The following is a 12640-nucleotide window of genomic DNA, read 5'->3' as shown; positions in this document are numbered from 1 at the left end:
GCCCACAGACCGACTATCACGCGGTGGATCCAGGATCAGTCGGCGGTGGGCTCCAGGTAGTACTCGTAGGTTTCGAGGTCGAATGTGAGTCCGGTGAGCGGTGCGAGCTTGGCGGCCTGCTCCTCCGTCACCCGGTAGGTGTCACCGAGATGGTCGGGGTGCGTGATGTGGAAGACCCCTGCCAGGGTTCGCTCGCCGAGGTAGGTCACGTCCCACCGGTCATCGGTGAAATCTTCGTCCCTGTGGTACTGGGCGATCCTGTAGATCACTTCTCCACCTTTCGCGTCGGGTCGCGGGGTTTGGTCTGCTCTCCGGTCCGATAGTCGAACTCCCCGATGCGCTTGCCGTTCTTGTCGTACATCTCGATCCTGTCGTGCTGTCGGCCGTGCTCGTAGATACGGCCCTTGGCATCCTTCCAGCGGGCATGCAGCCCTCCACCGCCCTGTACCGGGGTCTTCTTCTTGGCAGGCTTTGCCCCAGGGAAGGGGCAGGGCTCGGGCGAGTTCCGGGGGTGGGCGGTTGGTCGAGCCGTGACCGGTTGGGGTGCATAGCTGCGAAACTCCTTCTGCTATGCCGCCCGCCAGGACTGGGACAAGATCGCCAAGCTTCTCAAGCCCGTCTACACCGCGGCGACCGAGGAAACCATGCTCGAGCGGTTCGCGGAGTTCGCCGACGCGTGGGGCAAGAAGTATCCGGCGATCGTGCGGCTCTGGGAGAACGCGTGGGAGGAGTTCACGCCGTTCCTTCGGTTCGACACCGAGATCCGCCGCATCGTCTGCACCACGAACGCCATCGAGTCGGTGAACGCCAGGATCCGGCGAGCAGTCAAGGCCCGCGGCCACTTCCCGAACGAGATCGCGGCCTTGAAGTGCGTCTACATGGCGATCATGTCGCTGGACCCCACCGGCAAGGGGCAGGCCAGCTGGACCATGCGCTGGAAGACAGCCCTGAACGCCTTCGACATCACCTTCGACGGCCGCCTCTCCGCAGCCCGTCAGTAACCTTCAACAACCCGAGTTGCAACTCTCGTTTGACAGAACCGCGCCCGCCGCCTGCCCCACCTCTGGCGTTGGGCCGACGACTTCACCGACCTGTGACCGCCACCGGACACAGGTACTACAGCCTCAGATCTTCGTGATGTGATCGGGCGTGGTCGGGTGGTGCTCGCCAGGGGCGGAGGCGGGCGGGCAGCGGGTCGCCGCGCCGGGTGTAGTGGCTGACGGTGGCCCGGGTCTGGTGGAGGGTTCGCCAGTGGTGCTGCTGCAGGTGGTAGGCGGGCTCGTGGTGGGCGACGAGGGCGGTGGCGGCGAGCACGCCGGCGAGTGCCGGAACGGTCAAGCGGATCAGCGGTAGGCGGTCATCTCCTCCGTCCGTCTGCCTTTTCCCTGATCATCGCCCTGTTCGGGGGCGTTGCCGGAGGCTGTGTGGTCCCCGGGCGCGGGTGTCTGCCCGGGGTCGGGGTGCTGGGCGCGTTGGACGGTCAGGAAGGCCAGGGCGAGCATTGCGCAGGTGACGTGGCGGTGCCAGGAGTTCCAGCGGCGGACCTGGTACTGGCCCAGCCCGGTGGTCTGTTTCGCCTGCTCGTTGTTCTCCTCGACCTTCCAGCGCACTCCGGTCCGGCAGACCGCCTCCGGCAGGGCGGCGTCGCGGCGGTGGTGCACGAGGAAGTAGGCGTACTCGAAGTCCACGCGCCCGCCTGCGAGTTGCTTCTTGTCGGTGGAGCGGCGGATGAGCAGGTGGTGGGCGAAGCCGTCGGCGGGCTGCTGGCCGGGCAGGGTCACCTCGAACCAGGTCCAGTCGTAGTACCGCTGGCCCTTGAAGCCCTCACCCTGGCTGCGGCGCTCCCACCGGTCGCGGGCGATTGCGTAGTGCAGCAGGTCACCGGTCTTCTGGACGGCGGGCTGGTACGGCTTTCCGGGCGGGCCGGCCACCGGCAGCGTGACCGGGACCCCCAGCACGTAGGGCAGGGCATTTTCGTGCAGGAAGGCGCGCAGGGCGGGGTCCTTGCCGTAGTCGGCGTCGGCGGACACCCAGGCAAAGGGCAGGCCGCCGTCGATGGCGCCGCGCAGCATCTCGACGCCCGGCTCGGGCTTGGTGGCGAAGGCGATCTCCTCGGGCACCCCTGCGTTCCGGCGGCGCGACGTGTCCTGGGCCCAGACGGCGGGCAGGTACAGGCGCCGGTCGTAGAAGGTGTGCCCGGCCCTGGCTGCGTAGGTCAGCATCACCATCACCTGGCAGTTGCGCACGTCCCCGGTCACCCCGCAGTGCTGGTGGGCCACCCCGACCGACTGCGTCCCCTTCTTGATCACCTGGGTGTCGTCCAGTACCAGCGTGGCTCCCGCATCCCCGAGATGGGCGGCGATGTAGCCCTGGACCTCGGCCAGCAGCGCGTCCGCGTCCCAGGACGCCTCACCGAGGAACTTCTGGATCCGGTGCGGGGTGGCGTGCCCGGCCCGCACCGCCATCGTCCAGCCGTTCTTGCGGCCCAGGTCCGACAGCAGGCCCTCGACCAGGTCGGCGAACACCTCCCGCGGCTCCGGCCGCGCGAACAAATGCCCCAACCCCGCGGTGAGCGAGGCCAGTTCCTCCGCCCACCCCTCCACGTGCTCCGGCGCCACATCGACCAGCATGACCAGACAACGACATCACCGAGGGTGCGTTTCCTCTTGAGTGACGAGTGCGTGTCTGGAGGGCCGGTGTCCTCGTTGCGGTAGCTGTTGATCAGCTGGCGTGGGAGAGGCGGGGTCGGATGGGCTGCGACGAGGTACTCGCGCTGCTGCGGGAGCGGGAGGCAGCCTGTCGTCGGGAGGTGGAGCGGTTGCGCGGCGAGGCCGAGCGGATTGCCGGGCTGCTGGTGGTGTGCGAGCAGGAGCTGGCCCGGGTGGCGACGGCGTGCCAGGTGGTGGGCGAGCTCCCGGCGGCGCACGGCGAGGCCGGGTCGGGGCGGGGCCGGATCCCGGCCCCGCGAGCGGAGGTGTCGGGCACCGTCGGTGGTCAAGCTGCCGAGGGGACTGGCGAGTTCACCGGGCGGATGCTGGGGGTGCTGGCCGCGTACGCTGGTCCGGTGCGGTGTCGGCAGGTGGTGGAGGGGCTGGGGCTGGAGGCGGTGCCTCGTGAAGTAGAGCGGGTGCGCCACCAGTTGAAGAGGGCCGCTGCCGCCGGGCGGGTGGTACAGACCCCGGGCGGCCTGTTCACCCTGGCGCGTGGAGGTGCTGCGGCGCGTGGGTGACCTGCCGATACGGGAACGGGCCTCCTTCTTGTTGGTCGGGTGAACAGCCAGACCGCGCAAGGAAGAAGACCCGGTGGCACCTTACACGTCCGCGCCCCAGGCCCCCGACCCGTTCACCGCCACTCGCACCCGGATGGAGGAGATGCTCGCCCATCTGTCCCACCCGGCCATGGCCTCGGCCACCGCCGAAGGGCTGGAGGACTACATCACCGCCGCGGGCCGGGAAGTGCTGCGGCAGATGCTGCAGGACCAGCTGGATGCCCGCGCCGCCGCCGAGGTACGCGTTCGGACGGTCACCGGCAGCGACGCGGTGGTGCGCCCTCGGGCCGAACTGGGCCACCGCCGGCTGCTGGCCACCACGCTGGGCCGGGTGGAGGCGGCCCGGATCGCCTACCGCGCCCCCGGTGCGGCTAACCTGCACCCCGGCGACGCCGCCCTGGCCCTGCCCCGGCAGGTCTACTCCTACCCGCTGCAGCGCGCCGTCGCCCTCGAGGTCGCCGAGACACCCCTGCGCCGGGCGGGCGCTCACCTTGAGCGCACCACCGGTGGGCGGCTGGGCACCCGGCAGTTGATGGAGATCGCGTGTCGGGTTGCCGCCCACATCCCCGCCTTCTACCAGCAGGACCTGCCCGCCCCCGCCCCAGCCGTCGGCAGTGAGGGGGACCGGCTGCTGGTGCTCAGCTGCGACGCGACCGGCGTGAACATGATCCCGTCCGATCTGCGGGAGGCGGTCCGCGCCGCACGGGCAGCTGACGGCCCGCAGCCGCCCTCGGCCCAGCTGTCCAGTCGCGAGCACACCGGTCGCCGCCGGATGGCGACCGTCTTCGCCGTCTACGATGCCGACCCGGTCCCACGCACCGGTGCGGATGTCCTGCCGGCCACCGCGGCCGAACGCGCCGCCCGCACCCACGGCCCGCGCGCACGGGGCCGGCACCTGGAAGGCTCCCTTCAGCGTTCCACCGCGGCCATGGTCACCGCGATGTTCGACCACGCCGAACAGCGAGACCCCGACCACCGGCGCCGCTGGATCGTCCTGGTCGACGGCGCCAACCACCAACTCGAGTGCATCGCAAGGGAAGCGGCCACCCGCGGTGTCCATGTCGACACGATCGTGGACATCGTGCATGTGATCGAATATCTGTGGCGGGCCGCCGAGGACCTTCACCCAGGCCACGCAGCGCGCGCGGCCTGGGTCGCCGACGCCGCCCGCACCGTGCTGGACGGGCACAGCCCCCGCGTCGTGGCCGCACTGCGCCAGCACCTGCGCACCCGCCCCGATGACGCGAAGCAACTACCCGCCGTCGCCCGCACCGCCGCCTACCTGCAGGCCAAAGAGCCCTACCTGCGCTACCACCTCGCCCTCGCCATGGGCTGGCCCATCGCGACCGGGGTGATCGAGGGAAGCTGCCGCTTCCTCGTCAAGGACCGCCTGGACACGACCGGGGCGAGATGGAGCCTGACCGGCGCCGAGGCGGTCCTCCTTCTACGCGCCGTCATCGACAACGGCGACTTCGACCGGTACTGGAGCTACTTCACCGAACTCGACCACCTGCACACCCACGCCGTCCGCTACCAGGGACAACTCGCCCTCGCGGCATGACCGCAGCCGCCCACCCATCACTCAAGAAGCAACGCACCCCATCACCGATCAGCAGTCACAAGATCTGAGGCTGTAGTACAGGGCTGTTGCAAGGTCGGATTTCAGGCACGAATGTGCAGGTCACAGGGGATACCGAAGAGGTCAAGTGGAGCGGTGTGTGGCGCGAGGGCGAGCTGTCGACGCGCGTCTGCGATCGAACTGCCCATCGTGCGCGCGAAGTTCATGGCGACCGACCTCAACGTGGCCATGTTCTGCGGTCCGTGGCCGGTACGAATACGGGAGGCATCCTCGCCGAAGGTCGCATCCTGCACATAATGGATCTTGTTCTCGATGCCCCACTCGGCCTGCACGATCTCCCCGATGCGCTGCGGGTCGGCCTGGCCGGAGGGCAGGTCGGTGATCACGTACACCGTCTCCCGGCTGCGCTTCCCGGTCGCCTGCACGGTGCGGTACCGGGTGATGCGGGCGACCTGACGCACGTAGGGGAAGTCCAGGCCGTCGAAGCTCACCACCTCCACCACCCGCGTATCGATGCGGCCGTGCGCACGTACGGTGGAGCGGAAGGCGGCCCGCACGCCCTGCCAGGGAACCTTCCGGCACGCCTTCCACAGCTCGGGCTGGTTGCGCTTGACGGGGAAGGCGTAGTGCGCGCCGAACTCCTCCACCAGGACCCTGGCGTGCTCGCGCTGGGTATGCAGCGCGTCCGCGACCACTACCGCGTCCTCCAGCTCCAGCGCGGCCAGCAGCGCGGCGAAGCCGGTGATCTCGCTGCCCTTGTCCGCCACCTTCTGCTGTGCGATCAGCGTGCCGTCCTGCAGCATCGCCCCCAGCACCATCACTGCCTGCCCGGCCGCGTCCCGCGAGCCCCGCAGGCACTTGCCGTCCACGGCCACCACCCGCGCCTTGTCCTGGAAGGCCCGCAGCAGTCCCTCCAGCCCGCCCGGCATGACCGCGTTGACCACGCGGCGGATCGTGTCCGAGCTCGGTGTCTTCACCAGGCCGAAGGCGCCGCGGCGGCGCAGCCCCAGCCGTTCCAGCGTGGCACCGGGCGCCGCCGCCCACTGCCCCATCGCCCGGAAGGAGTCGAAACGGCAGGCCGGCGCACACAGCGCGACAAGCAGCACCGCACCGAGCGGGTACTGACACCCGCGCGGATCACGCGGGTCACGCAGGTTGTTGACCAGCGCGAACACCCCGGCATCGGGAGACACGCCCCCAGCGCACCCCGGACACCGGCAGGACATGGCAGACTCAGGAAGCACCGAAGCTCCGTTGCTCATCGAGGACTTGAGACGTCATCGATCACAACGGAGCTTCCTCCGTCTCGGACACGGCCCGCTGACCGGCACGAACACAAGATCAACTAACCTTGCAACAGCCCTGCCACCGGACAGCGCATGGTCACCTGGCCCGCGCAACCGCCCTGCCCGCCCACGCCCCGGAAGAACCTTGGAGACCCCGCACCGGACCCTGAGTTCCGCAGTTGGTAGGCATGCGGATGAGTCGAAAACAGGGATTGAGCTGCGGAAACGTCGGGATGGCGCCCGTGCGGGCGTGTGCCCACGTGGGCACGTTATGGCTGGTCAGGCCGGGTCTGCGGCGGTGATCCGTGGCGGCGGTTTGATGCCGCAGGCGCGGTAGAGGGCGGCCTGCTGGCTGGTGAGCGGGGTGGTCTGGGTGATCTGTCCGGCGTCGCCGGTGAGGGTGACCTCGTGCACGCGGCCGAGTTCGGTGCTGATCCGGTTCCAGGTCTGTCCGGTGCGGCGTTCGGCGACGCGGATCAGCAGCAGTGCGAGCCAGCACAGCAGCACGTGGGCGCGGATGCGGTGTTCGAGACGGTGAAAGACCGGTCGTAGTTCCAGCACCGTTTTCAGATCACGAAATCCGCGCTCGGCTTCCAGGAGAGCCTTGTAGCCGACCGCGATCTCCTCGGCACTCAGGTGCGGATCGGAGCTGGTCAGCAGGTACTTGCCGTCGAGACGCTCCTCGGCCTTGACCTTGGCGCGGTCGATGGCCAGCCGTCCGTTCTTCGACGTTCTCAACCACCGCTTCAGGGTGGGGTGTTCGATCAGCGCGCACTCGGCGCGCACGTGGGCGGCCTCCGCCCGCTCCCGCGCCTTGGCTGTGGTCGCGCGCTTGGCGTCACGTTCACGCTGGGACCGGATCCGCTCCAGTTCGGCCTCGATCCGCTTGATGGCCTCCTCGCGATGGCGACGGTCGCGTTCCTCCTGGGCAGGGTTGTGGCAGATGACGAAGCGCCGGCCCGGGGCCTGGTCGAGCTTGACTTCCTTGACGCGCAGGTTGTCGCGGACGCTCTGGTAGCGGCCCTGCCGGGCGAGCGCGGCCTCGGCCAGGTCGCCTCCGTCACGCATGCGCATCCCGGCGATGTAGTGGCCGCCGGCGCGGGTGAGGTAGGCGAGATTGTCCGCGGAGGAGAAGCCGCGGTCGACCACGGTGATCACGCGGCCCAGCTTCCAGTCGCGCATGTCGTCCTTGACCTGCGGCAGGATCGCCTGGTCGCTGGTGCCGCCGGGCCAGCACCAACACCGGACCGGGACGCCCTCTTTGGTGACAGCCAGTCCGATGGTGATCTGCGGCAGGTCGTCGCGGTGGTCCTTGCTCTTGCCGTAGGCGCGGAACGGGGTCTCGCCCTCGTCGGGTTCGTCGCGTTCGAAGTAGGTATTGGTGGTGTCGAAGAACAGCAGGTCGACTTCGAGGTTGAGGAGGTTGGCGACCGCGAAGAACACCGCTTCCTGCACTTCAGCCTGGGCGTCGGCCTCCACCAGCAGGTCCATGGCCCGGTATGCCTGGTTCTCGTCCATGGCCTCCAGGCCGGGTATCACCGCGTCGCGGCCGGCCCACTCGGCCGCCGACAGCTTGGAGGCCGGGGCGATGGCACGGTTGGCGGCCAGTGCGAACAGCACGCGCTCGACGTCGGTGCGGAACCGGCGCGCGCCGAGGATCTTCTTCAGGGCGGCGTCGATCTCCAACTGCCGCCACAGGCCCTGCAGAAGCCAGACCGCCCCGAGCGGGCGCGAGCCGGTCACCTGCAGGCCGCCGCCGGCCGCCGGAGCGGCCGCGTCAGCGCCGTCCTCGCCCAGGTAGCGGTTGATCGAGGCGACCAGACGGCGCAGGCCGTCGGTGTCGAGCTGGTCCTCGCGGCCGAAATTGTGCACCACCTCGGCCTGCGTAGTGCCGCCCACCCGCCGGTTGTGCGCGAGCTGAACATAGCGAACCGTCGTGCCGTTCTTGTTCTTCCGCTGGGTGGTCCGCAAGTACATGCCCACAGCATCAACGATCACAGCAAGAAGATCAATACCTCATGGACTAGGCGTGTGCCCACGCGATTCACGCGACGCGCATGCACCGAAACACCGTGACCTGCGCAGACACTGATCGACAGACCCGTATGTGCCTACGAACTGCGGAACTCAGGCGGACGGCCACCCGGCGACCACCACTGCCCGCATCCCGAAGAAACACCCGGAACGAGCCCGACCCCCGTGATCAGAATTCACGCGGTGGATCGAGGTTGAGGGAACGTCAGTAGTTGTTCATGTACCAGATCGCGCCGCCGAGGAAAATCGGCAAGGTGAACGCAATCTGCAGCATCCACGGGACACCTGGACCCTCGTCATCAGGCTTTCCCGGGTTCGCCTCGCGCCACGCCATGAACTCGCGCATTGCCTTCCATTGGCCCACGACGCCTAGGGCGAAGCCCAAGAGCATCCCGCAGTAGGCGGGGAGCATCTCGTTCAGGGACCAATCGTAGTTGGCGCTGAAGGCCATGATTGCCAGGAAGCCCGCCACCGGGCCGCATGACACCCAAATCTTCTGGCGCGAGTTTATCATTCCTGGAAACATCGCGGCGAGGTAGACGCCTATGCTAATCGCTGCGAACAACCACCACAACGGAGAGGACTTCTCCGGCATCACAACCCTTTCTTCTATCCCTCGTGGTCATTGGCTCGAGGGTTTTCTCATCCTAAACTGTGCCACGGGCGGGCGGCAGGGGAGTATCCTCGCCGCCCGCCCGTGGCCGTGAAGCTCACGCTGTGAACCAGCCCACAACCGCCGAGGCCGCGTTGTTGATTCCTGAGACCGCTGCCTTGCCAAAGTTCTGGGTCGCTTGCGAGGCCGCGAGGCTTCCTAGCCCACCAAGTCCGATGCTGAGAGCCATGCCGGCGACGCCGACAACCACTTGGTCACTGCCCCAGCCGTAGGCCTTGGCGTTGTACATGGTGCTGGCTGCCGCGAATACGAGCGAGGCGCCTCCCAGAGCACCCGCGAGAAGCTGGCCGCCAGGCACGAAAGCCGCGACGACTGCGGCCCCGCCGAGGATGGCGCTGATCTCGGCCAGGGAGGTAGCCGCCGACGCAGCGTCCTGCTGCTCTTGGCTCAGTTTCCGGACATCACCCACATTGATCTTGTCGTTATCTGCGGTGTTGGCCGGGTCGACGCCGTTGGTCTGGTTCTGCCGGGCCCGCTCGGCTGCCTTGGCTGCCTCCGCTGCAAGCTCCTCCTTCCGCTTCGTCTCGGAGATTTTCTTGGCCTCGCCTGCTGCGGTCTTGGCCTCGGTCGCGGACTTGCCTGCGGCGATCGCGTCGGCGTACGCCTTGTCGGCGGCCGTTTGTGCGCTGCTGGCCGCGGCCACCGCGGAGTGGGCCGAGCTGATCGCCTGGTTGGCGGAGTAATTGGCTTGGCGGCTGGCGGTGCGGGCGGTCGAGGCAGCCTGCGCTGCGGTTGTAGCCGAGGTCTGGGCGGCCTGGGCGAACTTGTCGGCGTCTTTGGCGGAGGCTGCGGCCTGGTTGGCGTAGTTCTGTGCGTCTGCCGCCGAGTCCTGAGCCTTGTCGGCCCACTGAACGGCCTCGTCGGCTGCATGGCGGGCGTCGGCTGCGGCCTGGGCGGCCTCGGCGGCGTCCTTGTAGGCGGTGGCGGTGATGCGTGCTGCCGAGGCGATCTGGGCGTTGATCGATGCCACGTGGGTGGCGGTGTCGTTGTCCGCCTCCTGCGCCTGATACTGGGCGTAGTCGATGAACTGTTGCAGCATCCATTCGGGACCGTCGAGGGCGGCCTGCGCGGCGGCTTCCATGTTGGGGCCGGAGCCGTTTAGTGCGGCCAGGGTCGCTACCCGGTCGTCCTCGGTCTGCGCCTGCGAGTGCTCGTGGAGCAGGAACTGGTGCAGGGCCTCGACGCTCCCGTCGTCGAGTGCTTTGTTGGCGGCGGCGGTGACGGCCTTGCCCGCTCCGTTCAGTGCCTTGAGCACGGCGACGCGGTAGTCGTCCGCCTGCACGTCCCTGGCGCCCTTGAGCAGGAAGGTGCTGACGGCGCTGGGGTCGGTGCTCTCCAGCGCCTTCTGCGCCGCCTCCGACAGAACCACCTTGTTGAGCTTGGCCAGGGTGAGGACCTTCTCGCGGTCATCGAGCCCGGCCGCGTTGGTGTAGCCGGTCTTGACCCAGTCGACGACGTCGCGGTCGTCGCCAGTCAGCGCCTCCTGCGCGGCCTGGCGGGTCCATACAGAGCTGTCGGCCATCAGGTTAACCGCGGCCCTGCGGCCAAGTTCAGCGGCCTTGGCCGTGTCGCTGTCGGCCGCTGCCTGGGCTAGCAGGTCCTTAGTCTCCTGACTGGCTGCCTCCTCCTGGGCCTGGGTCTTCCGACTGGCCGCCTGGTACTGGTCTTCCTCGACCTTGAGCTGCTTGGCGACCTCGATGGCCAGGTCGCGTTCTTCGGCGAGTTGTGCGGCCTCGGCGTCACGGGCGAGCTGGGCGACGTTCTGCGCTTGCTTGACCGCGTTGCCCGCGTCCGTGGCGGCGGCGATTGCGTCATTGGCGTTGGCGGTGGCCTTGTTGGCCCAGTCGACCGCCTGACCGGCGTGTGCGGCGGCTTCCTCGGCGGCCTTGGCAGCGGCCTCCGCGTGGTCGGCCGCGCTGTTCGCGGCGTCGTGGGCCTGGTTGGCGGCGGTGGCCGCCTTCTGCGCCAGTGCGGCGGCCCGGTTGGCCGCGGCCGTGGCGGTATTGGCGGACGACCGGGCCAGTGCCGCCGCGTCCCTGGCCCGCTGGGCCTGTGCTTGCGAGACGCCCGCGGCCTCGGCGGCGTCGGCCGCTGCGTCAGCCGAGGCGGCCGCGTTCTGGCCGGCGCGCGCCGCCGCGGCGCTTGATTCCTGGGCCTTGCTACTCGCGGTGGCGGCGGCCTTGGCCGCGTCGGCGGCCTTGCGGGCCTTGGCAGCCGTTGCCTTGGCTGCCTTGGCCGCCTGGCTTGCGGCGCCTGCCTTCGACGCGTCCTTCGACGCTGCAGATGCCGCGTTCCAGGCGCGTACCGATGCTGACGAGGCGGCGGCCGCGGCCGCCGCCGCGGCCTGCGCGGCGCTGGCAGCGGTACGAGCGGCGGAGACCGCTGTCCGCGAGGCGGTCACAGCGGTTCGAGCGGCATCGGCGGCGCCCTTGGCAGCGTCGGCAGCGCGTCCGGCGGCGCGCGAGGCCTTGACAGAGTCAGCCTGGGCGGCGGCGGATTCCTCGGCCGCCTTCTGAGCGGCCTTCTTGGCCGCGACAGAGGCTGCCTCCGCCCGGTCGGAGGCCTCCTGCGCGGCGACCGTGGCCTGATGAGCTCGGTCACCCGCGGCCCCGGCCTGCATCACGAGCTGATCGATCGTCAGCTTCTCCTGGTCACGGGCCCGCGCCAGATGCTGCCCCTTCTCCAGGAACATGGTCACGTCGGCCGCAGTGCCATCCATCGCTCGGTTGATGGCCTCGGTCAGATTCGGACCGGCGCCGGTGAGCATGGAGAGCACCTCGACACGCTCGTCCTCCTGACGCGCCATGTACTGGCCCGACTGCAGGAAGGTGTCCAGAGCCCCGTCGGAGCCGTCGTCGAGAGCCTTGTTCGCCTCGCGTACCACCGCCTTGCCGCCCGTGCCCAGGATGGTGAGTACTGCGACCCTGCGATCGTCGGCCAGAGGGCCCTTGTACCCCTCGGTGACGAAGGCGTGCAACTCCGCGTCCGTGCCGGAGAGCGCGTCCTGGGCCTCGGCCCGCACGCCGGGGCCAGCATAGTTGAGCAGATCGAGGACGGCGGCGCGCTCGTCCTCGGAGCGAGCCCGGGCGAAACCAGTGTCGAGGAAGGCTTTGAGGTCATCATCGGTTCCGACAAGCGCGGTCTCGGCCTCTTGGCGGACCGCGCGGCCGCCGAACTGCCAGGCCTCAAGGATCTGGGTGCGGGCGTCGTCAGGCAGACCGATCTCGGCAGCGGCCGCGGACTCGCCCCAGGCGGTGCCGACCACGGCAGCGGAAAGGGCCAGCGCAAGGGCCGATATATGCCTGCCATGCCGCCATCGCAGGCGGCTGCTTTTTTTCGTCATTGAAGGGACTCCGCAGAAAATTCAGAGGGCCTGCGCGACGGATCTCCGCGACCCTATTTGCTCGTGCAGCATCGCATAGTCCACGGAGGTGAACACTGCCGGGTAGCCGTTATATCTCCTTCACCTTCCGTATGCGGAATCTTGATCAAGGTCCGCACAACCATACCGAAAGGTGATGGATGTCACTCTCCAAGTAGGGGCAGAATGTACGGTTTTGGACGCTAGCCGGCTGGGCGGTGAAGGGGAGTGTGATCTCATGTGTCAGTCAAGAGTTGGCGCATTTCCCGGATCTGCGGTTAATTGCAGCCCCCTTCTCTTGGGGCTTTGATCTCGTCGGGATTCGGGGATCCTCGGGGGCTCTGGCACTTTTCGGGCGGACAGCTAACGCACACGCGCATCCCGTGCAAACTGCCGACTCAAAAACCGCCGGAAGGCCGATGTCGTCGCGCTCCCGAAA

Annotated in this window: 9 protein-coding genes and 2 pseudogenes; 3 read left to right on the top strand and 8 right to left on the bottom strand. The window is 68.6% G+C overall.

All coding sequences use genetic code 11. From position 1 onward, the window contains the following. Positions 1–35: 35 nt before the first annotated feature. Both DDQ41_RS11925 and DDQ41_RS11920 read right to left on the bottom strand, forming a co-directional pair. Positions 36–269, bottom strand: coding sequence for a DUF7683 domain-containing protein (locus tag DDQ41_RS11925; protein ID WP_109294480.1), 234 nt, complete (start codon positions 267–269; stop codon positions 36–38). Continuing rightward, positions 266–472 (bottom strand): annotated as a pseudogene (locus DDQ41_RS11920) (colicin E3/pyocin S6 family cytotoxin); the annotation flags it as partial. The pseudogene DDQ41_RS11920 and the gene DDQ41_RS11925, both read right to left, overlap by 4 nt. A gap of 79 nt (positions 473–551) precedes the next feature. Here DDQ41_RS11920 and DDQ41_RS11915 point away from each other — a divergent pair. Then, positions 552–1001, top strand: a pseudogene (locus DDQ41_RS11915) (transposase); the annotation flags it as partial. Positions 1002–1116: 115 nt separating this feature from the next. On the opposite strand, the gene DDQ41_RS11910 reads toward DDQ41_RS11915, so the two are convergent. Together DDQ41_RS11910 and DDQ41_RS11905 are read right to left on the bottom strand one after the other, a co-directional pair. Continuing rightward, positions 1117–1338, bottom strand: a complete 222-nt coding sequence (locus DDQ41_RS11910) for a hypothetical protein (RefSeq protein WP_109294479.1) — start codon at positions 1336–1338, stop codon at positions 1117–1119. A gap of 5 nt (positions 1339–1343) precedes the next feature. Continuing rightward, positions 1344–2630, bottom strand: a complete 1287-nt coding sequence (locus tag DDQ41_RS11905; RefSeq protein WP_217364429.1) for an IS701 family transposase — start codon at positions 2628–2630, stop codon at positions 1344–1346. Positions 2631–2749: 119 nt separating this feature from the next. On the opposite strand from DDQ41_RS11905, the gene DDQ41_RS11900 reads away from it, so the two are divergent. Both DDQ41_RS11900 and DDQ41_RS11895 read left to right on the top strand, forming a co-directional pair. Beyond that, the gene (locus tag DDQ41_RS11900) at positions 2750–3229 is read left to right on the top strand and encodes a hypothetical protein (protein ID WP_109294478.1); all 480 of its coding nucleotides are present in this window, start codon (positions 2750–2752) and stop codon (positions 3227–3229) included. Between the two features lie 73 nt (positions 3230–3302). Further along, positions 3303–4829 (top strand): ISKra4 family transposase, encoded by a 1527-nt coding sequence (locus DDQ41_RS11895; protein WP_109294477.1) that lies wholly within the window; start codon positions 3303–3305, stop codon positions 4827–4829. A 101-nt stretch (positions 4830–4930) separates the two neighbouring features. Here the strand turns inward: DDQ41_RS11895 and DDQ41_RS11890 are convergent, their stop codons facing one another. The 4 genes from DDQ41_RS11890 to DDQ41_RS11875 all read right to left on the bottom strand — a co-directional run bounded on the left by DDQ41_RS11890 (position 4931) and on the right by DDQ41_RS11875 (position 12183). Continuing rightward, positions 4931–6040, bottom strand: coding sequence for an ISAs1 family transposase (locus DDQ41_RS11890; RefSeq protein WP_162602647.1), 1110 nt, complete (start codon positions 6038–6040; stop codon positions 4931–4933). A 372-nt stretch (positions 6041–6412) separates the two neighbouring features. After that, positions 6413–8110 (bottom strand): IS1634 family transposase, encoded by a 1698-nt coding sequence (locus tag DDQ41_RS11885; protein ID WP_109297466.1) that lies wholly within the window; start codon positions 8108–8110, stop codon positions 6413–6415. 262 nt (positions 8111–8372) lie between these two features. After that, entirely contained in the window at positions 8373–8762 is a 390-nt protein-coding gene (locus DDQ41_RS11880; protein WP_109294475.1) for a hypothetical protein, read from the bottom strand. A 115-nt stretch (positions 8763–8877) separates the two neighbouring features. After that, positions 8878–12183, bottom strand: coding sequence for an ALF repeat-containing protein (locus DDQ41_RS11875; RefSeq protein ID WP_109294474.1), 3306 nt, complete (start codon positions 12181–12183; stop codon positions 8878–8880). Between the last annotated feature and the right edge of the window lie 457 nt (positions 12184–12640).

Source organism: Streptomyces spongiicola, from assembly GCF_003122365.1.
Classification (GTDB): Bacteria; Actinomycetota; Actinomycetes; order Streptomycetales; family Streptomycetaceae; genus Streptomyces; species Streptomyces spongiicola.
This window is presented reverse-complemented; position numbering and strand designations above follow the sequence as displayed.

Excerpts from the sequence above, each read along its gene's own strand:
- DDQ41_RS11905 (WP_217364429.1), bottom strand. The coding sequence starts at position 2,630 with ATGCTGGTCGATGTGGCGCCGGAGCACGTGGAGGGGTGGGCGGAGGAA.
- DDQ41_RS11900 (WP_109294478.1), top strand. The coding sequence starts at position 2,750 with ATGGGCTGCGACGAGGTACTCGCGCTGCTGCGGGAGCGGGAGGCAGCC.
- DDQ41_RS11885 (WP_109297466.1), bottom strand. The coding sequence starts at position 8,110 with ATGTACTTGCGGACCACCCAGCGGAAGAACAAGAACGGCACGACGGTT.
- DDQ41_RS11880 (WP_109294475.1), bottom strand. The coding sequence starts at position 8,762 with ATGCCGGAGAAGTCCTCTCCGTTGTGGTGGTTGTTCGCAGCGATTAGC.
- DDQ41_RS11875 (WP_109294474.1), bottom strand. The coding sequence starts at position 12,183 with ATGACGAAAAAAAGCAGCCGCCTGCGATGGCGGCATGGCAGGCATATA.